The following is a 24,619-nucleotide window of genomic DNA, read 5'->3' as shown; positions in this document are numbered from 1 at the left end:
GCAGTTCAGGAGGCGGGCAGGGAGATCAGGGACTTCTGCCGGGACTTGATGCCGGTTCCCGGCTCCTCCGTCACATAGCCGGCCGACAGGTAGAGCCTGCGGCCGTGCGTGACGGGATAGGGGTCGGAGCCGATCCAGGCCTTCGAGGGGGTGGGTCGGTAGCGGCGGACCTGGGTCCGGACCCCGGTGTCCGCGTCGAAGCGCACCAGGGCGGCCGCGTCGTGGATGTTGCCGGCGACGTAGGCGAGGATCTCGTCCGAGTCCGAAGCCACCAGGTGGAACGTCTGCAGGTATCCGGTGGCCCGCTTCTCCCACAAGCGCTTCCCGGTGGTCAGGGACCAGGCCGCCATGCGGTTGTTGTCGTCGGAGTCGTCCTCCTCCGCGTCCAGCGTCATGACCAGCTTGTCGCCCTTGACCTGGACGTCGGGGGCGAACGCGCCGCCGTCGCCGCCCGTGAGGGCGTAGCGGCGCTTGGCACCGCCTTCGAGGCGGGTGCGGACGGCTCCGTCGTCCCCGAGGACGGTCAGGCGCATGCCCGCGAAGGGCTGGTCGGGGTCGTCGACGACGATCGGCGAGGTGGCGAGGACCTGGCCGCTCGTGCCGTGCTCGCCCAGCCGGTGGCGCCACTTCCCGCGGCCCGTAGCGGGGTCGACCGCCTCCGCGTACGAGGCCGTGTCGGCGCTGCCGACGAGGCAGCGCCGGATGCGGACCAGCTGCTTGCCGCCGGTGTAGGCCTGGCCGCGGCAGGTGTCCTTGTCGTCGGCGCCCTCGTACAGGCCCTTGTCGCCGTCCTTCCACAGCCGCTCGCCGTCGCTCACCCGGAACGCCGTGGTGAGTCCGCCCTTGGCCGAGACGACCACCACGTCACCGCTGCGGGCGATCCGGGGCGTGCTCTCGGGCGCCCACTCGTCGGGGTCGAGGGAGTGCTCCCACAGCGTCTTGCCGGAGGTCAGGTCGACGGCGTAGAAGGTGTGGCACTCCTCCCCCGAACCGCGGGCCAGGACCGCGACGTTCCCCGTCGAGTCGGGCGACGCCTGGCACATGACGCTGCCCGGTCCCGGCGTGGGGGCCTCCCACAGCTGCTTGCCGCGCTTCGGGTCGAGCCCGACGACGCGGTCCGGGAGCGCCTTGACCACGGCCTCGTCGGTGAACCACAAGCCGCGGATCATCCTGGGGTGTTCGAGCCCGGACCGGGTGTACGGCAGGCTCCACGACCCGCTCCGGCCCCCGGCGGCGCGCGCCGCCTTCTTGGAGGCCAGGAACATCCAGACGCCCGCGCCCAGCGACGCGACGAGGAGCAGCGCGACCACCACCGTGAGGACGATCAGCCCCGTGCGTCTCGGGGCGGCGGGGCGCACGGGTGGCGGTGCGCCCATCGGCACCGGCGGTGCCGCGGGCATCTGCGGTACCTCCGGTATCTGTGGTATCTGCGGTACCGGCGGCGCCGCCGGCGCCGGCAGCCCTGGTGGCGCTATGACGAAGTCGTCCGCGCCCGTGCTCGTGCGGGTGCCCTCGCCCGCGCTCGCGCCGGCGTCCTTCTGCTTCGGAGGCTCGTCCATCCGGCTTCGGATCTCCTTTTCTCCATCATTAAAGGAACAGTCATACCAAGTCGGGTTTCCCGGCGGCCCGCCGGGCGGGGTGCGGGCGCCGGGTGCGCGAGGGCCGGGCCGCCTACGACGCGTTCCTGCGCATCGGTGCGAGCAGCGTCAGGTGCGCGCCGGTGCGGGTGCCCGGCCGGCCGTCGCGGCGGCCGTTGGTGGTGCGGTAGACGTCCACGGGCCCGGCGGGGCGCCAGTGCTGGCCGAGGCGCTTGGCGGTGTACATGGCCTCGTCCGCGCCCCGCAGCAGGTCCGAAAGGCCCGCACCGGGACGGTGGCTGGTGCGGCAGACGCCGATCGAGGCGCGCGGGGAGAGCGTGACGCTGTCGGTCTCCAGGGGCGCCGAGAGCCGCGCGGAGAGGCTGTACGTCAGCTCCGAGTCCAGGTCGGCGTCCGGCGCGAGGCGCACCACGGCGGTGAACTCGTCGCCGCCCAGCCGCGCCGCGAACCCGCCGCGCTCCCGGCACCAGACGGACAGGCGCCGGCCGACGGCCGCGATGACCTGGTCGCCGACGGCGTGCCCGTGCGTGTCGTTGATCTGCTTGAAGCCGTTGAGGTCGAGCAGCAGGACGGCGGCGTGCGGCCGCCTGACGGCCCGCTGCGCCCGGTGGGTGAACTCCTCGCGGCGCATGAGGCCGGTGAGCGGGTCGGTGCGGGCCGTGCGCAGGCGGCGGGCGAGGACGAGGGCGTGGGCGGCCCAGCCGAGCGTCGGGGCGGCTATCGGTAAGGCCTGGAGCACGAGGTTCATCGGGCACCTTCCGAACGTAAGGGGCGGCCCGTCGCATCCCTCGCCGTGGACGTGCGCAACGCCGTCGCGGTGGGGCGCGAGCGGGCCGGTGGGTGGGTCCGGTCATGCTGGAGATCCCCCGTTTCCCCGGGTTCGCCTCTGGCGGGCGGCTGCCGTCCCCGGCAGGCTGTGCAGTCGCAGTCCGTGCCGTCCCACGGGAAGGAGATCCACCGTGAGCCCGCAGCCGACCCGCGTCTCACGCGTCGCCCTCACCCCCGGCGCCGCGCGCCTCCTGCGCCTCCTCCGCGAGCGCCACGGCCCCCTGATGTTCCATCAGTCCGGCGGCTGCTGCGACGGCAGTTCGCCGATGTGCTACCCCGCGGGCGAGTTCCGGACGGGCGCCTCGGACGTGCTCCTCGCGGAGCTGGCGGTGGAGGGCGTCGCCGAGCCGGTCGGCTTCTGGATGTCGGCGGACCAGTTCGAGCGCTGGCGGCACACGCATCTCACCGTGGACGTGGTGCCCGGTCGCGGCAGCGGCTTCTCCCTGGAGGCGCCGGAGGGCCTGCGCTTCCTGGTGCGGTCACGGCTGCTGACGGACGACGAGGCGCGGTGCCTCGGCGAGGGCGCGGGCGCCCGCGGCCCGGCGCGTCAGGACGCCGCGTCCACCAGCGACAGCGTGTGCAGCCGCTCCGGCGGGCCCGGCCGCGCGTAGTACCAGCCCTGCGCCGTGTCGCAGCCGAGCACCCGCAGGTGCTCCGCCTGTGTGCCCGTCTCCACCCCTTCGACCGTCACCGACAAATCGAGGGTGTGGGCGAGGGAGACGATCCCCTCGACGATCTTCACGTCGACCGGGTCCGCGGGCGCGCGCTGCATGCCGCGGGTGAAGGAGCGGTCCAGCTTGAGCGTGCTGACGGGCAGCCGGCGCAGGTAGGAGAGGTTGGAGTAGCCGGTGCCGAAGTCGTCGAGGGCGATGTCCACGCCCAGGTCGGCGAGCTGGCGCAGCGGCCGCAGCTCCTCCTCGTCGGCGCCGATGAGGGCGTTCTCGGTGACCTCCAGGCACAGGGCCGACGGGTCCAGGCCGGAGCTGTCGAGGACGGCGACGGTTTCGGCGACGAGGGCGGGGTGGCGCAGCTGCGACGGCGAGAGGTTGACGTTGACGCGCAGGGGGCCCTCGCAGGTGCCCTCGGCGCGCCAGGCGCGGGCCTGCCGCGCGGCCTCCTGCAGCACCCAGTGGCCGAGGGGCACGATGAGCCCGGTGCTCTCGGCGAGGGGGATGAACTGGTCCGGGCCCAGCACGCCGTGGACGGGGTGCAGCCAGCGCACGAGCGCCTCGGCACCGCGCACCGTGCCGTCGTCGAGCCTGACGAGCGGCTGGTACTCGATGAAGAACTCGCCGTTGTCGAGCGCCGCCGGCAGGCAGTTGGTGAGGCTGTGCCGGGCGATGACGCGGGCGTCGGAGTCGGCGTCGGCCAGTTCGTAGCGGTTCCCGCCCGCGGCCTTGGCGCGGTACATGGTGATGTCGGCGCTGCGGAGCACCTCCGCGGGGCCGCACTCGCCGGCCGCGCCGTCCACGATGCCGATGCTGGCCCGTACGGACAGGTCCCTGCCGTCGAGGCGGACGGGTTCGGCGAGGGCGGCGAGCATGCGGCGGGCGAGGGCGGTGGCGTCGCTCTGCGCGTCGGGGCCGGTGAGCAGGGCCACGAACTCGTCGCCGCCGAGGCGGGCGACGAGCTCCGCGGGGGCGCCGGTGCAGGTGCGCAGCCGCTCGGCGACGGCGACGAGCAGCCGGTCGCCGACGGCGTGGCCCAGGCTGTCGTTGACGGCCTTGAAGCCGTCGAGGTCGAGGTAGCAGACGCCGAAGCGGTCGCCGCCGGGGGCGAGGGCGCGGTCGAGGCGCTCGAAGAACATGGTGCGGTTGGGCAGGCCGGTGAGGGCGTCGTGGGTGGCCTCGTAGCGCAGCTGCTCGTGCAGCAGGCGGCGTTCGGTGATGTCCTCCATGAGGGCCAGCTGGTACTGGGGGCGGCCGTGGGCGTCGCGCAGGAGCGCGACGGACAGGTCGGTCCACAGGACGCTGCCGTCGCCGCGGTAGTAGGCCTTCTCGACGCGGTAGTAGTCGCGCTCGCCGCGGACGAGCTCGCTGTAGAGGCCCCACACGTCGGGCGAGTCGTCGGGGTGGACCATCTCGCCCACGTTGCGCCCGGTGACCTCGGCGGGCCGGGTGCCGAACATCCGGCTGAGGGCCTCGTTGACGTCCATGATGCGGCCCTCGACGTCCGCGATGCCGACGCCTATGGCCGCGCCCTCGAACACGGCGCGGAAGCGCTCCTCGCTGGTGTGCAGCGCCCGCTCCGTCTCGGCCTGGGCGGCGAGGGCGGCGCGGGAGAGGGCCTCCTGCTCGGCGAGGGTCCGCTCGCGCAGCGCGCCGGCGAAGCCGGAGGCGACGGCGTGCTGCAGGCGGGCGCAGCGGCTGCGGGCCTCCTCGTCCGTCAGGTGGCGGCCCGGCGGGCAGTAGAGCAGCAGGTACGCGTCGATGGCGCCCAGGAGCGGGGAGAGCGCGTCGGGTTCGGTGCAGTGCGCGCGGACGACCGCGGCGCCGACCTCGGCGGCGGGGGCGGGGTCGAAGGGCTCGGAGCGCAGTGCGGCGCGGAGCCTGCCGGCGAGCGGGACGAGGTGCTCCTCGAACTCGGCGCGGGTCATCGGGGTGGCCGTCGCCGGGTAGACGGCCCGGCTCCAGACGGCGGCGAAGCGGCGCAGTGCGGCCTCGCCTCCCGGCGAGGGGGCGACGGCTCCGGCGGGCCCGGCGCCCGTGGCCCCGGCCGGCTCCGGGTCCGCGGCCCCGGGGCCCGGCTCCGCGTCCTCCGGGCCCGGCGGGGCCCCCGCGTCCCACAGCATGTGTGCGTGGGCGTTGCGCGCCCCCGGCCGCCTCGTGCCCGGAACCACGTCCGAACTCCCGATCCCCACCCCGACCTCGGTTCCGCTTATGGTTCCGTTTCTGGTTCCGCTTGTGCCGTCGGTTCCGGCCTCACTCCCCCTGTGAGGCCTTGTGACTTCTGCCCCGGTGGAACCACCGGTAATCGAACCCGGCGTTCCGTCGCCGGGTCCGCTCGGCTTCCCGCCGTGCGGCGTCGAGGTCATGGTTTGCGCCCCACGCCCGCGAACCCGACGTACATGGCGCGGTCCTCGTCCGCCGCGGCGCGGGTGTCCGCCGGGTCGGGCCGCCAGTCCGGCATGGCCACGAGCCCGGGTTCGACGAGCTCGAAGCCGTCGAAGAAGCGTGCCACGTCCCGGTGCGTGCGCATGAGCAGCGGCGAGCCCACGTTGCGGTAGACGCCCTCCACCCCCTGCCCCTCCTCCGGCTTGATCGGGCCGGTGTCGGTCGTCGCGTGCGTGAGGACGAGCAGGCTCCCCGGCGCGAGCGCGTCGCGCAGCTCGGCCACCGCTGCCCAGGGGTCGTCCTGGTCCTCCACGAAATGGAGGACGGCCACGAGCAGCAGTGCGACCGGCCGGTCCAGGTCGAGGAGCCTGCCGACCTCGTCACTGGTCAGGATGTCATGGGGCTTGCGGAGGTCCGCGGGCAGGACGGCGGTGTGCGGGTCGCCCTGCAGCACGGCCCGGCCGTGGGCGACGGCCACGGGGTCGTGGTCGACGTAGACGACGTGCGCGCGCGGGTCCGCGGCCTGCGCGATCTCGTGGACGTTGCCGAAGGTCGGGATGCCGGAGCCGATGTCGAGGAACTGGGTGACGCCCTCGCGCACGGCGTGGCGGACGGCGCGCCGCATGAAGGCCCGGTTGGCCTGCATGATCTTCGGCAGCCCGGGATAGGCCTCCATGGCCCGCCGGGCGGCCTCCCGGTCGACCTCGAAGTTGTGCGAGCCGCCCAGGTAGTAGTCGTAGATCCGGGACACGCTCGGCACGGAGGGGTCGATGCCCGGGGGAACCCAGGTGGGGCGCTCCATCAGTCTGTTGCTCCAGCTCGTCTCGGGGACATGTGAGCAGAGGCTACTGATCATTCGTTCGAATGGAAGCGTCAAGCGGAAATCAGCCATCCGCATGCAGCTGTCATCCACCCCCGTCCGCACGGCGTCGATCATGCCAATAAATGACGATGAGGGGAAATATGCACTGATGCAGCCCCGCACCGGCGGCCGTTCCGTGACGGGCGGGCGCCCCGGAACGGCCGCCGGGCACGCGCGTCAGCCCCGCGGATCGCGCCACATCGGCCACATCCGCGGCCCGCCGTCCGGCAGGTCGATGGGCGTGCCGGTGCAGACGAAGCCGAGGCGCTCGTACAGCGCCTTGCTCCGGGCGTTGCTCGCCTCCAGGTACGCCGGCATGCCCTCGCGGTCGCACCGGTCGAGGACGGGCGCGAGGAGCGCCCTCCCCCGGCCCTCGCCGCGCCGCCCGGGCGCGGCGACGATGTTCGGCAGGTAGTAGTGCGAGCGGTCGCCGGGGTGCGCCGCGTCCGTCAGCTCGCCGACGATCCGCGCCCGGTCGTTGCCGGGGGCCGCCTGCGCCAGCTGCTCGCCGATCCCGCCGTCGTCCCCGTCCTCGCCGGGCTCCTCCACGCGCACCGGTATCCACAGCGCCGCCGCCGAGAGGTCGTCCGTCACGTCGACCCACCCGGCCCGCAGCGCCGCGTCCAGGAACACCCCGAAGAAGCCGGGGTGGACGGCGCGCCGGTGGTCCTCGTCCGGGAAGACCCAGCAGCTGACGGGGTCCTCCATGAAGGCCTCGCCGAGCAGCAGGCTGATCGCGTCCCGCTCCTCCGGCAGGGCCCGGCGGATCTCCGGTACGACGGCGGCTGCGGTTGTCTGATGCACAGTCATGGTTCCTTCCGTACGGGGTACGACGCACACGTCTGTTCGCGCCGATCGTACGGAGGTGCCCGCTCCGCGCGTCAGCGGATTCCGAGCTCCTGCAGCACGCGGCGCTGCCGCTCCTCCGGCTCCACGGGGAAGTAGAGGTAACAGACGCCGCCCGAACCGCTCCTGACCTCGCCCTGGGCGTTGCGGCGCTTGGTCCGCAGCCAGATGTTCTCGAACTGCCGGCGCTTGTAGACCCGCCGGACCGCAGCGTCCGAGGGGCTCGCCGGGTCGTTGGCGACCACGTCGCCCTGCGCGGTGAAGCCGACGACGCACATCAGGTGGCCGGCGGTGCCGTAGCCCGCGCCGTCGAGCTCGGCGGCGAGGAAGGACTGGGAGGTGATGACGGGGATCCGCGCGCGGATCAGCTTCTCGGCGTCGCCGAGCGAGCCCAGCCGGGTCACCACCGCCTGCATGTCGCGGTACGTCGCCGCGTAGGCGGCGTTGAAGGGCCAGTTGCCGCACCCCTTGTACTGGTGGTCGTAGGTGAAGCGGGCGGCGTGGCAGACCTGCGGGTCGGCGTATTCGGGGTTGACCCAGGCGAGGTCCGCGGCCGTGGGCCTGCGCCCCCAGTACTCCAGGACCATCTGCGAGGAGGTCGGGCTGCACCACGCCTCGCCGCCGTTGTCGTACTCCGGGTACTGCCCCTTGTGGATCTCCTGCGAGTAGCGCGGCACCTGCAGTTCGTGTCCGGCGCCGGGGCCCGGCACGGAAGCGGGCACGGTGAAGCGGTCGGGAATGTCGGAGCCCATCACGCCGAGCCGCCACACGGTGGGGGTGAGGCGGGTGCCGGGCCTGCGGAAGAGGGTCAGGCGCAGTTCGTACGCGGCGACGCGCAGCCCGGTGGCGGGCTTGTCGACGGCGAGCGTGTCGGTGGAGACGCTGCTGCGCCCGTCGCCCTGGCCGTCGACGGAGGTGCGGCGGATGTCGCCGGCGGCGTCGCCGGCCGTCCAGCGGCCCATCACGTACCAGGGGGTGCGCGTGCCGTCCGTGTACCTGCCGCGCACCTCGGTCTGGAGCCAGGTGCCGGCGGGCGCGTGGGCGTTCCAGGACGCGATGACCTCGCTCGCGGGGGCGGGCGGGGTGTGGAGCGGGGACGTCCAGGTGGCGTACTCCCAGGTGGCCTTGGTGCCGGTGTGCGGGTCGGTGTGCTCCAGGGTGCCCGCGGGGCGGTCGATGACCAGGCCCGCGCGCTGCCCGCCGCCGGCGCGGGTGCCGTGGGCCGCGCCCCGGCCCCAGTCGCTGCGGGAGGTCCAGGCGTGGTAGTCCACGGGCGCTCCTTCCGGGCGGGAGGGGCCGGAGCCCGCGGAGGAGGCGAAGGCGAGGGAGCGGGAAGAGGCGGCCGCGAAGGACGTGGCCGCCGCGGCGCCCAGGGCGGCGGCGAGCACGGTGCGGCGGGGCGTGGGTCTGCTGGGCGTGCTGCTGGACATGGCGCTGGTCCCCCAGTCGTCTGCGGATGGGGCGCGCGCACGGGTCCGCCGCGCGCCGGTGCGTGCCAGTGATTCCCCGTGCGGCCGGTCCCGATGCCGGCGGCCGGCGGGATGGGGCCGTTGGAGGGCGTCCGGGCCGCCACGGCCGTCAACACGACTCCTCTCTCGTCCCGCCATAGGGTGGTCCGGTGCGCGCTCACCCCTTTCATGACCCCCACCGCCCCGGCTCCTTCGACGACCTCGCCCCCTGGCTGCTGACGCTCCCTCCGTCCCTGGGCCCCGTACGGCTGGTGGCCGTGGATGGGCACGCCGGCTCGGGGAAGAGCACGTTCAGCGGACGGCTCGCGGCGGCGCTGGGCGGGGCGCCCGTACTGCATCTGGACGACCTCGCGACGCACGACGAGCTGTTCGCGTGGACGGACCGGCTGCGCGAGCAGGTACTCGCCCCCCTGTCCCGGGGGGAGACGGCGCGCTTCCTCGCCTACGACTGGGTGGCGCGGCGGTTCGCGGGGGAGCGGGAGGTCGGGCCGGAGCCGGTCGTGCTCGTGGAGGGCGTCGGGGCGGGCCGCCGGGCGCTGCGCCCTCACCTCGCAAGTCTGCTGTGGATGGAGTTGCCTCCTGAGCACTCCTGGGAAAGGGGTCAACTCCGTGACGGCGTAGAGCTGTCCGATTTCTGGGACGGCTGGATGCGGGCGGAGCACGAGCACTTCGCCGCCGATCCGACGCGCCCGTACGCAGAACTGCTGATTCTTCAGCGGGACGGGGGGTACGAGGTGCTGCCGGGGCCGCGCGGGACGGCGCGGACGGGCCCCGGACGCCCCTGATCATCACGCTCCGTGAACGACTCCGGGCGGCCCGGCCGGCATCCCGGCCGGATCCCCGGCCCGTACGCCAACTCCGCTTGACCGACGGGGCGTACAGGACTTACGTTCTCATTGTGCGGCCGCTGGAGGCCGCCCGCGGACGCGAAGCCCCCGGTTGTTCCCCCGTGATCGGGGGCTTCGTACCCCTCCGGAATTCTCCTTTTGAGCCCTTTGCTCCGCCGAGCCCCTCACCCTGGGTGACCATTCCACGGACCGGTCCGGCGCGGCCCCGAGAACGCCTTTCCCGCCGTTTCCCGCCGCCCTCAGCCGCGAACCGCGCTGCGGCACCCTTCGGCCTGGACCAACAGCGCAGGTACGATGCGACTCGGTGCACCTAATCGGCGGGTGCACTGGCACACACTGGTCAACTCCCGTCCACAGCACAGCGGTTCGGCAAGGCGTGCCCGGCACTCGCCGGGCAGCACGCTACGGGGGCACGGTTTGTGGGGGACGTGATGGATTTCGGCATGCAGGGCCCACCCGCCCCGGCCGATCTCGCCTGGCTGCGCGCCGTCGACGCCTACACCATGGGCGCGTACGCACAGGCCGAGGAGGAGTTCCGGGCCGCGGTCCGGGCGGATCCCGGCATGGCCGACGCCTGGCTGGGCCTGCACGCGCTGCGCGCCGACACCACGACCGCACTGCTGCGCATGTTCCGCCACCGGGACCGCTTCGGCGAGCAGCGCACGCGCCACCGGCGCACCCTCAATTCCTGGTACTGGCTCGGCTGGTGGGTCCAGCCCGTGCTGGAGACCGGCCGCGACCTGCTCCTCGCGCACGCCTCGCACTGGCTCGACGGCCGGCACGTGCCCGAGCTGGACCGCGCGCTGGCCGGCTGCCCGCCCGTCGAGACCGACCCCCAGGCCCGCTTCCTGCACGCCTGCCGCGCCTACCTCGTCAAGGACTGGGAGCAGCTGCTGCGGCACACCGAGCCGCTGCTGGACGATCCGCTGCTCGGCATCGAGGCCGGTCTGTTCGGCGGCATGGCCCGGGTGCGGCTGGAGATGTACGGGCAGGCCGAGCCGCTGCTGGCCGCCGCGCTGATGCGCTGCCGCAGCGAGCAGCCCCAGCGCAAGGAGCTGCGCTACTGGCTCGCGCGCGCTCACGAGGGCACCGGCCGCAGCGCCGCCGCGCTCCCCCTGTACCGCGCCGTGCACCGCGTCGACCCGGCGTTCATGGACACCTCGGCACGGCTCACCGCCATCGCCGACGGGGACGGCCTGGACCAGGAGCTGGGCCTGTCGCCGGTGCCGCTGGGCGGACCCGGCGAGGAGCCGGCCGCCCCTCCCCCGCCCGCCGTCTCCGCCGACGCGGCGGCCGACGCCCCGGACGTCCTCGACGGCCGCGACGTGCTCACCGGCACGGACCCGGAGCCCGCCAGCACCGCGCAGCCGGGCACCGGGCCCGACGACGCGCGCCGCAAGATCCGTGTCCCCGCCCAGCCCACCGGGAAGGCCGTGGCCGGCCCCTCCGACCCCGTCCTGCTCGCCAAGGCCCTCGCCGAGCTGGAGCGGATGGTCGGCCTCGAACCGGTCAAACGACAGGTGCGGGCGCTCTCCGCGCAGCTGCACATGGCTCGGCTGCGGGCCGTCCAGGGCCTGCCCGTGCAGCCCCCCAAACGGCACTTCGTCTTCTCCGGCCCCTCGGGCACCGGCAAGACCACCGTCGCCCGGATCCTCGGCCGGGTCTTCTACGCCCTGGGGCTGCTCGGCGGGGACCACCTGGTGGAGGCCCAGCGCGCCGACCTCGTCGGCGAGTTCCTGGGCCAGACCGCGGTCAAGGCCAACGAGCTGATCGACTCCGCGCTCGGCGGGGTGCTCTTCGTGGACGAGGCCTACAGCCTCTCCAACTCCGGCTACACCAAGGGCGACGCCTACGGCGACGAAGCGCTGCAGGTGCTCCTCAAGCGCGCCGAGGACAACCGCGACCGCCTGGTGGTGATCCTCGCCGGCTACCCCGAGGGCATGGACCGGCTGCTGGCCACCAACCCCGGCCTCGGCTCCCGCTTCACCACCCGCGTCGACTTTCCCAGCTACCGCCCGGCCGAACTCACCAGCATCGGCGAGGTGCTGGCCGCGGAGAACGGCGACAGCTGGGACGAGGAGGCCCTGGAGGAGCTGCGCAGCATCAGCTCCCACGTGGTCACGCAGGGCTGGATCGACGAGCTGGGCAACGGCCGCTTCCTGCGCACCCTGTACGAGAAGAGCTGCGCCTACCGCGATCTGCGGCTGTCGGGCTATCCCGGCACCCCCACGCGCGACGACCTGGCCACGCTGCGCCTGCCGGACCTGATGCAGGCCTACGGGGAGGTGCTGTCGGGGCCGGGCTGGGGCGCGCGGCGGGACGGGTCCCGCGACCCGCAGGATCCGTCCGCCACGTGACGCCGGCGGCCGCCTCCGATTCCGCCGGACTCTCACCGTGGGGGCGAGCCGCCGTGGCGGCGGGGCAGTCCTGTTGCCGTCGCGGCCGGCACTTTTCCGCCGCCGCAGCGGCGAGGAACCACGACGGCGCAGACCGGCGGTGCCGGAACCGCCTTATCCGGCGTCCTTCTCCCCCGCGACAGCGGAGTCGTAGCTGCTCGTGCCCTCGTCCAGGAGCGGTTCCTGGGCCTTGAGGTGGGCGGGAGCCAGCGCGCGCAGGACGTGGTAGCCGGAGAGGACGACGATCGTGCCCAGGGCGATGCCGCTGAGCTCGAAGTTGGCGCTGATCTTCAGGCTGACGCCGCCGATGCCGATGATGACGCCGGCCGCGACGGGCACGAGGTTCAGCGGGTTGCGCAGGTCGACCTTGTTGTGGACCCAGATCTGCGCGCCGAGCAGGCCGATCATGCCGTAGAGGATGACGGTGATGCCGCCGAGCACACCGCCGGGGATCGCGGCGACGACGGCACCGAACTTCGGGCAGACGCCGAAGAGGAGGGCGAAGCCGGCCGCGGCCCAGTAGGCGGCGGTGGAGTAGACGCGGGTGGCCGCCATGACGCCGATGTTCTCGGAGTACGTGGTGTTGGCGGGGCCGCCGACGGCGGTGGAGAGCATGGTCGCGAAGCCGTCCGCGGAGATCGCCGTGCCCAGCTGGTCGTCCAGCCGGTCGCCGGTCATCTCGCCGACGGCCTTGACGTGGCCCGCGTTCTCGGCGATCAGCGCGATGACGACGGGCAGCGCCACCAGCGCGGCTGACCAGCCGAAGCTCGGCGCGTGCAGCGACGGCAGGCCGATCCAGTCGGCCTTGGAGACGCCGGACAGGTCCAGGCGCCAGTGGTCTGTGGCCTCCGGGCCGCCGTTCACCGAGTGGATCTTGCCGAACAGGCGGTCGAAGAGCCACGAGATCCCGTAGCCGAAGACCAGGCCGAGGAAGATCGCGACGCGCGACCAGAAGCCGCGCAGGCACACCACGGCGAGGCCGGTGAAGAGCATCGTCAGCAGCGCCGTCCACTGGTCCTGCGGCCAGTACGTCCGGGCCGTCACCGGGGCCAGGTTGAAGCCGATCAGCATGACCACGGCGCCGGTGACCACCGGCGGCATCGCCGCGTGGATGATGCGCGCCCCGAACTTCTGCACGACCAGGCCGCTCAGCAGGAGCGCCACGCCGACCACGAAGATCGCGCCGGTGACGGCCGCGCTGCCGCCGCCCTGCGCCCGGATGATCGCGGCGACGCCGACGAAGGAGAGGCTGCACCCCAGATAGCTGGGCACCCGGCCGCGGGTCGCGAGGAGGAACAGGATCGTGGCGACGCCCGACATCATGATCGCGAGGTTCGGGTCCAGGCCCATGAGGACCGGGGCGACGAACGAGGCGCCGAACATCGCGACCACGTGCTGTGCGCCGAGGCCGGCGGTGCGCGGCCACGAGAGCCGCTCGTCGGGCCGGACGACGGCTCCAGGGGCGGGGGTGCGCCCGTCACCGTGCAGGGTCCAGCGCACGCCGAGGCCCATGGAAGCTCCCGAAAGGTTGTGTGGGGGGTGATGATCCGGTTCATGCTAAGCCGGGCCGGACGGTGCTCCTGCCCACCCCGGCCCGTCCGCCGTCGCGGGGGTTTGCTGCAACCGGCGCAATCAGTCGCCCGTAGGACTGTATGACCGGCTTCCCATGCTGTTCTCCGCTCAACGCACGGTATCGGTCTCATTGTCCGATTCCTGCAACTCAGGAGACACATATGCGTAAGCTCGCCGGCCGCGCAGCGGCCGCTGCCATCATCGCCGCAGTCGCCATCGTCCCGGCCGCAGGGGTGGCGCAGGCCGCCCCGGCCTCGCCGGCGGTCCAGACCTGGGACCACGACCACGACCGCGACGACGATGACCACGGGCGCGACCGCGACCACGGCCGCGACCACGGCCGCGACCGAGACCGAGACTGCGACCACGGCCGCGACCACCACGGCCGGGGCCACGACCACCACGGCGGCGGCTGGGGCCACCACCGCGACTGCGACGACGACTGCGGCTGGGGCTGGGACAGCTGGGGCTGGGGCGGCGGCTGGGGCGGCGGCTGGGGCCGCGGCGGCGGCTGGGACGACTGCCACCGCAGCTGCGGCTGGGGCGGCCACCACGGTGGCTGGGGCGGCTGGGGCGGCGGCTGGGGTCTCCTCGGCGGCATCCTCTAACCGCACCGGCACAGCACCACCACGCCACGGGCTGTGGCGACGGACCCTCGTGGTCCGCCGCCCGGCCCGTCCGGCGTTCCGCCCTCCGGGCGGACCGCGAGGAACGCACCGGCCCGGACGACCGCGTGTTCCGCCGGACCCTCGCCGTCGTGACGCATCACCGTGGCGCCCGGGCGCTGCCCGGCCTCACTCCGTCTGCGACGGCTCCCGCAGCTTCGCCGGGACGGCCGTTCGCTGCGGGGCGCGCAGGACGCCCGCCCCCGCCACCAGCCCCACCGCCAGGACCGTCACCAGGCCGAACGACGTGACGAGCGAACTGGCCTCCGCGATCTGGCCGATGGCCGCCGGGGCGACGAGCCCCGAGGTGTAGGTGATCGTCGCGACGCCCGCGATGGCCTGGCTCGGCGCCGGGCCGCTGCGCCCCGCCGCGGCGAAGGCCAGCGGGACGACGACGGCGACGCCCACGCCGATGAGGGCGAAACCGGCGATGACGGACGGCGCGCCCTGCGCCGTGACCACCAGCAGCCCGCCGGCCGCGGCCAGCACCCCGCTCGCGCGCACGGTCCGCACGGGCCCGAAGCGCCGCACGGCCGGGTCGCCCGCGAACCGGGCGAGGGCCATCGTGCACGTGAAGGCCGTGGTGCAGGCCGCGGCCGCGCCCGGATCGGAGCCGGCGACGTCCCGGAGGTAGACCGCCGACCAGTCCAGGCTCGCGCCCTCGGCGAAGACCGCGCAGAAGCCCACGACGCCGATGACCAGCGCCGCGCGCGGCGGCAGCGCGAACCGGGGCGGCGGGCGCTCGTCGCCGGCGGCGCGCAGGTCGAGGACCCGGTGGCAGGCCGCCGCGCCCAGCGCGGCCAGCACGGCGGCCGCGGCGCCCAGGTGGATCCGGGCGTCGAGGTCCGCGTGCGCGGCGGCCGTGCCGGCGGCCGACCCCACGAGCGTGCCCGCGCTCCACATCCCGTGCAGGCCCGACATGATCGAGCGGCCCAGCCGCTCCTCGGTCTCCACGCCGAGCGCGTTCATGGCGACGTCCGCCATGCCGGACGTCGCGCCGTAGACGGCGAGCGCCCCGCAGAGCGCGGGCAGCCCCGGCGCCAGGGCGGGCAGCGCCACGGAGGCGCACCACAGCACGATGAGCAGGCGGAGCGCCGCCCGGGAGCCGAGGCGGTGGCTGATGCGGCCCGCGAGCGGCATGGCGCACGAGGAGCCGACGGCGGGGAGGACGAGCGCGAGGCCCAGCGCCCCGGAGCCGAGGTCCAAGTGGCTCTGGATCCAGGGGATGCGGGTGGCGAAGCCGCCGGTGACCGCGCCGTGCACGGCGAACACCGCGGCCACGGCGAACCGTGCGCGGCGCAGCCCGCCGTCGGCGGTGCGGCCCGTGTCCCGCTCTCCGGCTCCCATGGGCTCCCATCCTTCCGGAAGGGGCCCGCGCGGGTCGACCCCGCGCGGGCCCGGCGGCCCTGCGGCCCGGGGGTTCAGCAGGCGCCCTGGTCCTGCCACACCCCCCATTCGCCGGTGGTGCCGGGCTCGTCGCCCTGGGTCCACCACTTGGCCTTCCAGGAGCGGGACTTCCAGGAGACGGCGGCTCCGCCGTTGTAGACGGCCGCCTTGTCCCACTGCGGTGCGGTGCACGTGCCGCCGGTGGGTTTGCCGGTCGGCGTGCCCGTCGGAGTGGGGGTGGTGCCGCCGGGGTCGACGACGGTGGTGCCGCGGGCCAGGTCGCCGGCGAGGGCGTACGTCTTCCCGCCGAAGGTCACGCTCCAGTTCGAGGGGGTGGCCGCGGGCAGGTAGTAGACGTAGTCGAGGTCCGCCGAGGCGCCGGGGGCGAGCGGCTGGGAGGCCGGGAGCTGCACGGAGACCCGGTTGTAGTCGCCCTTGAGGCCGCCGATGTTGTTGCCGGCGGTGTGGTCGCTGCGGATGACCCTGAGGCCCCAGCCCGACTGGTCCTTGGCGTTTCCGGGTGCGGAGTTGCCGTAGTCGAACTGGAACTCCGTGCCGCCGGGGAGGGTGGCCTTGGTCCGGTTCGTGATGTGGATCTTCGGGTTGATCGGGTAGTTGCTGTCGCCGAGCGGGAAGTTCGTGAGGCTGATGTCCACGTCAAGGGCCTGGGCGGGCAGCTCGGTCGTCGCGCGCCGGGCCCCGTAGGCGGGCGCCGCCTTGAACGCGTCGTCCATCGCGGTGGTGAGCGTGGAGCCGGGCTCGTACTGGCCCTTGGCCGCGTTCCAGCCGTAGTCGCCGGCGAGTTCCCAGATCATGGTGCCGCCGAGGCCCTTGTCGACGACGTACTGGGCCTTGGCCTTGACCGACTGCTCGTCCTCGGTGGAGAGGAAGACCTTCTTCTCGGCGTTCCAGAGCCACGGCGCGGTGAGCGTGGCGTCGTAGTTGCGGGCGTAGGTGCCGGTCAGCCTGGTGCCGGCCGGGAAGCCGTACTTCGCGGCGTAGTCCCCGACGACGCCCTTCTCCAGGTTCTTCGCGTGCCACATCGGGTTGGAGCCGGCCGGGGACTCCTTGCCGTCGTCGTCCTTGTCGTGCCAGAGGTTGTCGATGCCGACGGCGCCGTCGCCGCAGGTGGTGAGGCCGGACCCGGCCGGGCACGAGGTGGTCTTGGCGGTGCCCCACAGGCCGTTCGTGCCGCCGGTGACGTTCTTCCAGCCGCGCGTGTAGTAGGGCAGGCCGAGGTTGATGCGGCCGGGGGGCAGGGCGCCGCGGAAGTAGTGGTACGCCCAGTCGCCGTTGAGGTAGCCGGTGCCGCCGTACTGGGGAGTGGTGTAGACGCCCCATTTGGCGAGTTCGGCGTCCTTTCCGTCGTCGTAGAGCGCGGCGTTGGGCCCGACGAATTCGTTCCAGGCGCCGTGCAGGTCGTACGACATCACGTTCACGTAGTCCAGGTACTGCGTGGCCCGGTACGTCTCCATGCCGCGCAGCAGATATCCGGAGGAAGGCGCGGCGACGGAGAGGAGGTAATGCTTCCCGTCGGCCGCCCCGGCCCGGTCGAGCTTTTCCCGGAGCGTTTTCATGAGGGCCGCGTAGCCCTTGTTGAGTCCGCCGCGGCGGGCGTTGGCGAGGGCCCAGTCCTTGGGGTTTCCGGCGTCCTTCATCGACGTCGGGTACTCGTAGTCGATGTCGACGCCGTTGAATCCGTAGGTCCTGAGGAACGCGACCGTCGATTCCGCGAAGGTGTCGATCCCGGCCTGGTTGACCGAGCCGTCGGCGTTCGTGGCCGTCTTGTAGAAGCCCCCGGAATCGACGCGCTTGCCGTTCTCGTCGAGGTAGCCGCCGGTCTCGGCCCAGCCGCCCACGGAGATGAGGGTCTTCACGTCCGGGTGCTGCTTCTTGTACTTGGTCAGGAGGTTGAAGTGGCCCTTGTACGGCAGGGCCGGGTCCATCTCGGCGCCTGCGGTGCCGGGCCAGGTCATGCCCGTCGCGGGGTTGTCCGGGCCGTCGGCCCCGACGGAGATCTTGTCGTCGGGGCCGACGTGCGCGAAGGCGTAGTTGAGGTGGGTGACCTTGTCCCAGGGGATGTCGGGGACGAGGTAGGCGGGGGTGCCGTCCTTGCCGGTGCGCCAGCCGGTGAAGTAGCCGATGACGCGGCGCTGGTGGCCGGGGCCCATCTTCTCGCGGCCGGCGGAGTCGTAGACCGAGCAGTAGGGGACGTCGGTGCCGGGGGTGGCGTAGAGGCCGTCGGGGCGGCAGCCGGCGTTGTCCTCGGCGTGCGAGGCGGCCACCGTGACGGTGCCGATCAGCAGCCCGGCCAGGGCGGTGCCGGCGGCGGCGAGGGTGATCCCGCGGCGGGCGCGGGAGCCGGTACAGGACCTCTCCCGGGACCGCGGCTCCCGGGCCCTTCTCTCTCGGTTCTCTCGGAACAACACGATCAGGTCCTCCAGGTGGGGTGCCCGGCGGGGCCGGGCGAGCGGGGGGTGAGCGCCGTGCTGTGGCCCGCCGGTGTGCGCCCACCGGCGGGCCGTACTCCTCGGAGGTGTGCCAGAGGTTAAGAGGACTAGACCAGTGCGTCAATAGGTACGGACCAAGGAGGGAAACCGGACTCCAGAGGTCCGCAGCAACCGCTCCGCAAGCCTTGCCCCGGCCCGGGTCCGGTACGTCACATCGCCGTGGACACCGCGCCGCCGCCCGGCGTACGCTCGTCCCGTCGACCAGCGGTTTTGAGAAGCCGCCGGCCGGCCGCATGTAGCATGACCTGACATTACGAAACGCAGCGCACTCCGGGGTCGGTGAAATTCCGAACCGGCGGTTACAGTCCGCGACCCGACCGCAGCCGGCGGCCGGTTGACCAGGTGAAATTCCTGGACCGACGGTTAAAGTCCGGATGGGAGGCAGTGCGCGGCGGGCACGCATCGGCACACCGTCGCAGGTGGCGGCCCCCTCAATGGGCGCCCCCTCCCGTACGGCCCTATCAGGGGCCGTGGTGTCCCCCGCTGTGGTGTACCCGCTTCTTCGTCGTCCCGTACGACAGCCCCGGAGTCCGTGCCCGAAGAGGCAGGAGGACCCGGTGGCCACCGCGACCGAAGCAGACGCGATGCGACGCGCCATCGCGCTCGCCGCTCGCGCCCTTGGCGCGACGAGCCCCAATCCCGTCGTCGGCTGCGTGATCCTCAGCCCCGAAGGCACCCCCCTCGGCGAGGGCCGGCACCGCCGGGCCGGCGGGCCGCACGCCGAGGTCGAAGCCCTCGCCGCGGCCTCCGCCGCGGGCCACGACGTGCGCGGCGGCACCGCCGTCGTCACCCTCGAACCCTGCAACCACACCGGTCGCACGGGCCCCTGCGCCCAGGCCCTGATCGACGCCGGCATCGCGCGCGTCGTCTACGCCGTCGCCGACCCCACGGACACCGCCACCGGCGGCGCGGCCACCCTGGCCGCCGCCGGTGTGACCACCGAGGGCGGCCTCCTCGCCGACGAGGCCGCCGCCGGCAACGCCGCCTGGCTCACTTCGGTCCGCCTCGGGCGCCCCTTCGTGCTGTGGAAGTACGCCGCCACGCTCGACGGGCGCAGCGCGGCCGCCGACGGCACCAGCCGCTGGATCACCTCGGCCGCCTCCCGCGCCGACGTCCACCGGCTGCGCGCCGAGGCAGACGCGGTCGTGGTCGGCTCCGGCACCCTGCGCGCCGACGACCCGCACCTCGCCGTACGGGGCCACGACGGGGCCGTGCAGCCGCTGCGCGTCGTCGTCGACACCCACGCCTCCGTGCGGCCCGGCGCCCGGGTCCTCGACGACGCGGCGCCCACCCTCATCGCCACCGGCAAGGACGCGGACACCGGCCATCTGCCGGGCGTGGACGTCGTCCGCCTGCCCCGTACGAGGACCGGACTCGACATCGACGCCCTGCTCGCCGAGCTGTACGGGCGCGGCGTCCGCTCCGTCCTGCTCGAAGGCGGCCCCGCCCTCGCCGGCTCGTTCCTCGCGGCCGGAGCCGTCGACCGCGTCGTCGGCTATCTCGCTCCCGCTCTGCTCGGTGCCGGGCCGGCCGCCCTCGGCGACGCCGGCGTCGGCACCATCGCCGCGGCCCTGCGCCTCGAGGTGACCGACGTCGCCCGGCTCGGGCCCGACCTGCGGATCACCGCAGTCCCCACCGCTTCCGCCACCGCCCCTGAGGAGAACTGACAGTGTTCACCGGAATCGTCGAAGAACTGGGCGAGGTCGTCTCCGTCGAGAACCTCGGCGACAGCTCCCTGTTCCGGCTCCGCGGCCCGATCGTCACCGAGGGCGCCAAGCACGGCGACTCGATCGCCGTCAACGGCGTCTGCCTCACCGTCGTCACGACCGCCGACGGCGAGTTCACCGCCGACGTGATGGCCGAGTCCCTCAAGCGCTCCAGCCTCGGCGCCCTCGTCCCGGGCTCGCGCGTCAACCTCGAACGGCCCATGGCGCTCGGCGGGCGCCTCGGCGGCCACCTCGTCCAGGGCCACGTCGACGGCACGGGCACGGTGCTGGAGCGGGTCCCCGGCGAGCACTGGGAGATCGTGAAGATCGGCCTGCCGGCGGAGCTCGCACGCTACGTCGTCGACAAGGGCTCCATCACCGTCGACGGCATCAGCCTCACCGTGGTCGAGGCCGGGGACGACTTCTTCACCGTCAGCCTCATCCCCACCACCCTCGAACTGACGACGCTCGGCATCAAGCAGCCCGGCGACCTCGTCAACCTGGAGGTGGACGTCCTCGCGAAGTACGTCGAGCGGCTGCTCGGCGGCGGCGCCGGCGCGGCCGGGGGTCCCGTCGCATGAGCGCCCTGAACTGGCTCACCGCCGAGGCGTTCAGCGTCTTCGGGCAGCACGTCATCTGGTCCGACCTGATCGGCAACAGCATCGGGCTCGCCGCCCTCGCCCTCGGCTGGCGGCGCTCCATATGGACCTGGCCCGTGCAGTTCCTCTCGGGCGTCATCCTCGTCGCCGCGTACGCCTCGGCGCACCTCAGCGGCGGGGTCGGCAAGCAGCTCCTCGTCATCGGCGTGGCCGTGTGGGGCTGGCGGCAGTGGCACCGCGGCCGGCAGGACGCGCAGGACGGCTCCATCGCCGTCCGCTTCGCCACCTGGCGCGAGCGCGCGGCTCTGCTGGCCGGCACGGCGCTCGGCACCCTTGCCGTGGGCGGCCTGTTCACGGCCGTGCCGGAGCTGTCCTGGAACCCCTGGCCGGACGCGTACATCTTCGTCGGCACGCTCGCCGCGATGGTGGCCCAGGCCCGCGGGCTGATCGAGTTCTGGGTGGCCTGGCTGCTGGTCGACGTCGTGGGCGTCCCGCTCGCCTTCAGCAGCGGCCTCGCCTTCTCCGGCCTCGTCTACGTCTTCTACCTCGCCCTCGTCCTGTGGGGCATGCGCGACTGGTGGCTGCGCTCGCGCATGAGCACCGCCGCCCTGGAAGGAGCAGCAGCATGACCATTCTCGACACCTTCGCCCCGGTCGGCGAGCTCGTCCTCGACCCGATCGAGCGCGCCGTCGCCGACATCGCCGCCGGCCGGCCCGTCGTCGTCGTGGACGACGAGGACCGCGAGAACGAGGGCGACCTCGTCGTCGCCGCGGAGAAGGTCACCACCGAGCTCGTCGCCTTCATGATGAGCGAGTGCCGCGGGCTGATCTGCGTACCGCTGGAAGAGGCGGATGTCGAGCGGCTCGGCCTGCCGCAGATGGTCGCGGACAACACCGAGTCGATGCGCACCGCGTTCACCGTCTCGGTCGACGCCTCCCGCGCGCACGGCACGGACACGGGCATCTCCGCCGCGGACCGGGCCACCACGATCCGGCTGCTCGCCGACCCGGCCGCCGTCCCGGGCGACTTCGTCCGTCCCGGGCACGTCTTCCCGCTGCGCGCCAAGCCCGGCGGCGTGCTGGTCCGCAACGGCCACACCGAGGCCGGCGTCGACCTGGCCCGGATGGCCGGCCTGCGGCCCGCCGCCGCGATCGTGGAGATCGCCGGCGAGGACGGCGCGATGCTGCGGCTGCCGGAGCTGGTCCCGTTCGCCCGCAAGCACGGCCTCGCGATCATCTCCATCGAGGACCTGATCGCCCACCGCCGCGCCGCGGAGGCGGTGGCCCCCGCGGAGCCCGAGGCCCCCGAGGTGCCCACCGTGCGCCGCGAGGCCGTGACGCGGCTGCCCACCGCGTTCGGCGACTTCCGCGCCCACGGCTACCGTTCGGCGGTCGACGGCGTCGAGCACATCGCGCTGGTGGCCGGTGACCTCGGCGACGGCGAGGACGTGCTGGTGCGCGTGCACTCCGAGTGCCTCACGGGCGACGTGTTCGGCTCGCTGCGCTGCGACTGCGGCCCGCAGCTGCAGGCGTCCATGGAGCGCATCGCCGCCGAGGGCGGAGTCGTCCTCTACCTGCGCGGGCACGAGGGCCGCGGCATCGGCCTGCTGCCCAAGCTGCGCGCCTACGAGCTGCAGGAGGACGGCCGCGACACGCTGGACGCCAACCTGGAGCTGGGCCTGCCCGCGGACGGCCGGGACTACGCGGCGGGCGCGGAGATCCTCGCCGACCTGGGGGTCCGCTCGCTGCGCCTGATGACCAACAACCCCGACAAGAGCGCGGCCCTGACCCGCCACGGGCTGACCGTCACCGGCCGGGAGCCCGTGCCCGTCCAGGCCGGGGAGCACAATCTGCGGTACCTGCGCACGAAGCGGGACCGCATGGGCCACGACCTGCCCTGGCTGGACGGCGAGCCCGTGTCCGCCTGCGGCAACCAGTGATCGCCGCACCGGACGATCACCCCACACCGACCGAGGAGACGAGAACGTGAGCGGCAAGGGCGCCCCCGAGCTGAGTGTGAAGAACTGCCAGGACCTGCGGGTGGCCGTGATCGCCGCGCAGTGGCACGAGAAGGTCATGGACGGCCTGGTCGACGGCGCCCTGCGCGCGCTGCACGACCTCGGCATCGACGAGCCCACGCTGCTGCGCGTGCCCGGCAGCTGGGAGCTGCCGGTCGCCGCCAAGGTCCTCGCGGGCCGCGGCTACCACGCGATCGTCGCGCTCGGCGTCGTGATCCGCGGCGGCACGCCCCACTTCGACTACGTGTGCCAGGGCGTCACCCAGGGCCTCACCCAGGTGGCCGTGGACACCGGGGTCCCGGTGGGCTTCGGCGTCCTCACGTGCGACGACGACGCGCAGGCCCTGGACCGGGCCGGCCTGGAGGGTTCGAACGAGGACAAGGGCCACGAGGCCGTGACCGCCGCGGTCGCGACGGCGGTGCTCCTGCGCTCGGTGTCCGAGCCCTGGCACTGACGGCGGGGGCGGACCCCGTAGGGTAGGACGCACCATGTCCAAGAAGACGTTCGAGGAGCTCTTCGCCGAGCTCCAGCAGAAGGCCACCGGCGATCCCGCCGTCTCCCGCACCGCCGAGCTGGTGGGCAAGGGCGTCCATGCCATCGGCAAGAAGGTGGTCGAGGAGGCCGCCGAGGTGTGGATGGCCGCCGAGTACGAGGGCGCCGACGCCACCGCCGAGGAGATCTCCCAGCTGCTGTACCACGTTCAGGTGATGATGGTCGCCCGCGGGATCTCCCTGGACGACGTCTACGCCCACCTCTGATCAGCACCACCGCAGTACCGCACCACCCCGCTTCACCCCCCGCACCGTCCTCAACGCACGAAGGAAACCGACCTCATGCTGCGCATCGCCGTTCCCAACAAGGGTTCTCTCTCCGAGCCTGCGTCGGCGATGCTCCATGAGGCCGGCTACCGCCAGCGCAAGGACCGCAGGGAACTCGTGCTGGTCGACTCGGCCAACGACGTCGAGTTCTTCTTCCTCCGCCCCCGCGACATCGCCGTCTACGTGGGCTCCGGCAAGCTCGACATCGGCATCACCGGCCGTGACCTGCTGCTGGACTCGGGCTCGCAGGCCGAGGAGATCATGCAGCTCGGCTTCGCCGGGTCCACCTTCCGCTACGCCACCCGGCCGGGCACGGCCAAGGACGTCAGCGAGTTCGGCGGCATGACGGTGGCCACGTCCTTCGCCGGCCTGGTCACCAAGCACCTCGCCGACAACGGCGTGGACGCCGCCGTCGTCCACCTCGACGGCGCCGTCGAGACGGCCATCCAGCTCGGCGTCGCCGAGATCATCGCGGACGTCGTGGAGACCGGCACCACCCTGCGCAACGCCGGTCTGGAGATCATCGGCGAGCCGATCCTGAAGTCCGAGGCCGTCGTCATCCGCCGCTCCGGCGCCCCGGCCGACGACCCCAAGGTCCAGCAGTTCCTCCGCCGCATGCAGGGCGTCCTCGTCGCCCGCCGCTACGTGATGATGGACTACGACATCCGCGTCGAGCACGTGGAGCGCGCCGTCGCCCTCACCCCCGGCCTGGAGTCGCCGACCGTCTCCCCGCTGCACCACGAGGGCTGGGTCGCGGTCCGTTCGATGGTCCCGTCCAGCGACGCCCAGCGCATCATGGACGAGCTGTACGAGCTGGGTGCCCGCGCCATCCTCACCACCAACATCCACGCCTGCCGCCTCTGACCGGCCCGGCCCGTCACCACCCAGCGAGAGCCACCAGCGACGTGTCCACGCCCGTAACCCCGTCCGGCCCGCCCGCGCTCCCGGTCACCTTCCGCCCGACCCGCACCCGGGTCGTGCTGATGAGCCTGGGCTCCGCCCTGCTCGTCGTCCTCACGGCGGTGTCCTTCCTGCTCGACTCGGCGACGGCCGGGGACCGGGCCTCCTTCATCGGCACCGGCCTGCTCGTCTTCGCGTTCCTCGGCCTGCTCAGCCGGCCCAAGGTGGTCGCCGAGCAGGACGGGGTGACGGTGGTGAACCTGACCACCAAGCGGCGGCTCGCGTGGGCCCAGGTCGTCCGGGTCACGCTGCGCCCGGGCGACGCCTGGGTCCAGCTCGACCTGGCCGACGGCACGACCCTGCCGGCCATGGGCATCCAGCCCGGCATCGCCAAGGAGCAGGCCATCGCCCACGCCCGGGCGCTGCGGGCCCTGGTGGAGGAGCACGGCACGGGGCGCTCCACCACCTGACCGGCGGCAGGCAGGCCCGGCGGTGGAGGCGGTTCCTTGATTACTCTGGTGCCACGGGCACACACGTGCCCCGTCC

The 24,619-nt window shown here is 73.4% G+C and carries 20 protein-coding genes, 1 pseudogene and 1 riboswitch; of the genes and pseudogenes, 12 read left to right on the top strand and 9 right to left on the bottom strand.

The window, feature by feature from the left end; genetic code table 11:
• Positions 1–5 precede the first annotated feature (5 nt).
• Together B7P34_RS07505 and B7P34_RS07500 are read right to left on the bottom strand one after the other, a co-directional pair.
• On the bottom strand, positions 6–1,559 hold the full coding sequence (locus B7P34_RS07505; RefSeq protein WP_106675019.1) for a PQQ-binding-like beta-propeller repeat protein: 1,554 nt from the start codon (positions 1,557–1,559) through the stop codon (positions 6–8).
• Positions 1,560–1,671: 112 nt separating this feature from the next.
• Entirely contained in the window at positions 1,672–2,346 is a 675-nt protein-coding gene (locus tag B7P34_RS07500) for a GGDEF domain-containing protein (protein WP_106675018.1), read from the bottom strand.
• Between the two features lie 211 nt (positions 2,347–2,557).
• Between B7P34_RS07500 and B7P34_RS07495 the strand changes: the two are divergent.
• A pseudogene (locus B7P34_RS07495) lies at positions 2,558–2,941 on the top strand (DUF779 domain-containing protein); the annotation flags it as partial.
• 32 nt (positions 2,942–2,973) lie between these two features.
• Here the strand turns inward: B7P34_RS07495 and B7P34_RS07490 are convergent.
• The 4 genes from B7P34_RS07490 to B7P34_RS07475 all read right to left on the bottom strand — a co-directional run bounded on the left by B7P34_RS07490 (position 2,974) and on the right by B7P34_RS07475 (position 8,617).
• Entirely contained in the window at positions 2,974–5,265 is a 2,292-nt protein-coding gene (locus B7P34_RS07490; protein ID WP_223267600.1) for a putative bifunctional diguanylate cyclase/phosphodiesterase, read from the bottom strand.
• 191 nt (positions 5,266–5,456) lie between these two features.
• Positions 5,457–6,281, bottom strand: a complete 825-nt coding sequence (locus B7P34_RS07485; RefSeq protein ID WP_106675015.1) for an SAM-dependent methyltransferase — start codon at positions 6,279–6,281, stop codon at positions 5,457–5,459.
• A 237-nt stretch (positions 6,282–6,518) separates the two neighbouring features.
• On the bottom strand, positions 6,519–7,151 hold the full coding sequence (locus B7P34_RS07480) for a GNAT family N-acetyltransferase (protein ID WP_189382555.1): 633 nt from the start codon (positions 7,149–7,151) through the stop codon (positions 6,519–6,521).
• Between the two features lie 71 nt (positions 7,152–7,222).
• Complete coding sequence (locus B7P34_RS07475; RefSeq protein WP_106675014.1) at positions 7,223–8,617, bottom strand: peptidase C39 family protein; 1,395 nt, start codon at positions 8,615–8,617, stop codon at positions 7,223–7,225.
• A 188-nt stretch (positions 8,618–8,805) separates the two neighbouring features.
• Between B7P34_RS07475 and B7P34_RS07470 the strand changes: the two genes are divergently transcribed.
• Entirely contained in the window at positions 8,806–9,441 is a 636-nt protein-coding gene (locus tag B7P34_RS07470; RefSeq protein WP_223267599.1) for a uridine kinase family protein, read from the top strand.
• 506 nt (positions 9,442–9,947) lie between these two features.
• On the top strand, positions 9,948–11,861 hold the full coding sequence (locus B7P34_RS07465; protein WP_223267598.1) for an AAA family ATPase: 1,914 nt from the start codon (positions 9,948–9,950) through the stop codon (positions 11,859–11,861).
• A 153-nt stretch (positions 11,862–12,014) separates the two neighbouring features.
• Here B7P34_RS07465 and B7P34_RS07460 read toward each other — a convergent pair whose 3' ends face one another.
• Complete coding sequence (locus B7P34_RS07460; RefSeq protein WP_106675012.1) at positions 12,015–13,412, bottom strand: uracil-xanthine permease family protein; 1,398 nt, start codon at positions 13,410–13,412, stop codon at positions 12,015–12,017.
• A gap of 221 nt (positions 13,413–13,633) precedes the next feature.
• Here B7P34_RS07460 and B7P34_RS37340 point away from each other — a divergent pair, with 221 nt between their 5' ends.
• A complete protein-coding gene (locus B7P34_RS37340) occupies positions 13,634–14,080 on the top strand; it encodes a hypothetical protein (RefSeq protein WP_106675011.1) in 447 nt (148 codons plus the stop codon).
• Between the two features lie 186 nt (positions 14,081–14,266).
• Here B7P34_RS37340 and B7P34_RS07450 read toward each other — a convergent pair whose 3' ends face one another.
• Both B7P34_RS07450 and B7P34_RS07445 read right to left on the bottom strand, forming a co-directional pair.
• On the bottom strand, positions 14,267–15,484 hold the full coding sequence (locus B7P34_RS07450) for an MFS transporter (protein WP_106675010.1): 1,218 nt from the start codon (positions 15,482–15,484) through the stop codon (positions 14,267–14,269).
• Positions 15,485–15,558: 74 nt separating this feature from the next.
• Positions 15,559–17,952 (bottom strand): chitinase C-terminal domain-containing protein, encoded by a 2,394-nt coding sequence (locus tag B7P34_RS07445; protein WP_223267597.1) that lies wholly within the window; start codon positions 17,950–17,952, stop codon positions 15,559–15,561.
• 342 nt (positions 17,953–18,294) lie between these two features.
• A riboswitch (FMN riboswitch) is annotated at positions 18,295–18,425 on the top strand.
• A gap of 165 nt (positions 18,426–18,590) precedes the next feature.
• On the opposite strand from B7P34_RS07445, the gene ribD reads away from it, so the two are divergent.
• From ribD to B7P34_RS07405, 8 genes are all read left to right on the top strand, one after another.
• Positions 18,591–19,700: a bifunctional diaminohydroxyphosphoribosylaminopyrimidine deaminase/5-amino-6-(5-phosphoribosylamino)uracil reductase RibD gene (gene ribD, locus B7P34_RS07440; protein ID WP_106675008.1), complete on the top strand. Its 1,110-nt coding sequence runs from the start codon at positions 18,591–18,593 to the stop codon at positions 19,698–19,700.
• Positions 19,701–19,702: 2 nt separating this feature from the next.
• On the top strand, positions 19,703–20,320 hold the full coding sequence (locus B7P34_RS07435) for a riboflavin synthase (RefSeq protein WP_106675007.1): 618 nt from the start codon (positions 19,703–19,705) through the stop codon (positions 20,318–20,320).
• Positions 20,317–20,967, top strand: a complete 651-nt coding sequence (locus B7P34_RS07430) for a nicotinamide mononucleotide transporter family protein (RefSeq protein ID WP_106675006.1) — start codon at positions 20,317–20,319, stop codon at positions 20,965–20,967. Before B7P34_RS07435 ends, B7P34_RS07430 begins: the two co-directional genes overlap by 4 nt.
• A complete protein-coding gene (locus B7P34_RS07425) occupies positions 20,964–22,277 on the top strand; it encodes a bifunctional 3,4-dihydroxy-2-butanone-4-phosphate synthase/GTP cyclohydrolase II (protein WP_106675005.1) in 1,314 nt (437 codons plus the stop codon). The genes B7P34_RS07430 and B7P34_RS07425 overlap by 4 nt, the downstream gene beginning before the upstream one ends.
• Positions 22,278–22,323: 46 nt before the next feature.
• The gene (ribH, locus tag B7P34_RS07420) at positions 22,324–22,809 is read left to right on the top strand and encodes a 6,7-dimethyl-8-ribityllumazine synthase (protein WP_106675004.1); all 486 of its coding nucleotides are present in this window, start codon (positions 22,324–22,326) and stop codon (positions 22,807–22,809) included.
• A 34-nt stretch (positions 22,810–22,843) separates the two neighbouring features.
• On the top strand, positions 22,844–23,113 hold the full coding sequence (locus B7P34_RS07415) for a phosphoribosyl-ATP diphosphatase (RefSeq protein WP_106675003.1): 270 nt from the start codon (positions 22,844–22,846) through the stop codon (positions 23,111–23,113).
• A 75-nt stretch (positions 23,114–23,188) separates the two neighbouring features.
• On the top strand, positions 23,189–24,037 hold the full coding sequence (hisG, locus tag B7P34_RS07410; RefSeq protein ID WP_106675002.1) for an ATP phosphoribosyltransferase: 849 nt from the start codon (positions 23,189–23,191) through the stop codon (positions 24,035–24,037).
• A gap of 41 nt (positions 24,038–24,078) precedes the next feature.
• The gene (locus B7P34_RS07405) at positions 24,079–24,543 is read left to right on the top strand and encodes a PH domain-containing protein (protein ID WP_223267596.1); all 465 of its coding nucleotides are present in this window, start codon (positions 24,079–24,081) and stop codon (positions 24,541–24,543) included.
• Positions 24,544–24,619 lie beyond the last annotated feature (76 nt).

The sequence above is a fragment of the Streptosporangium nondiastaticum genome (genome assembly GCF_003011965.1).
GTDB lineage: Bacteria > Actinomycetota > Actinomycetes > Streptomycetales > Streptomycetaceae > Streptomyces > Streptomyces nondiastaticus.
Note: the sequence above shows the minus strand (reverse complement) of the source record. Positions and strands in the feature narration are given on the sequence as shown.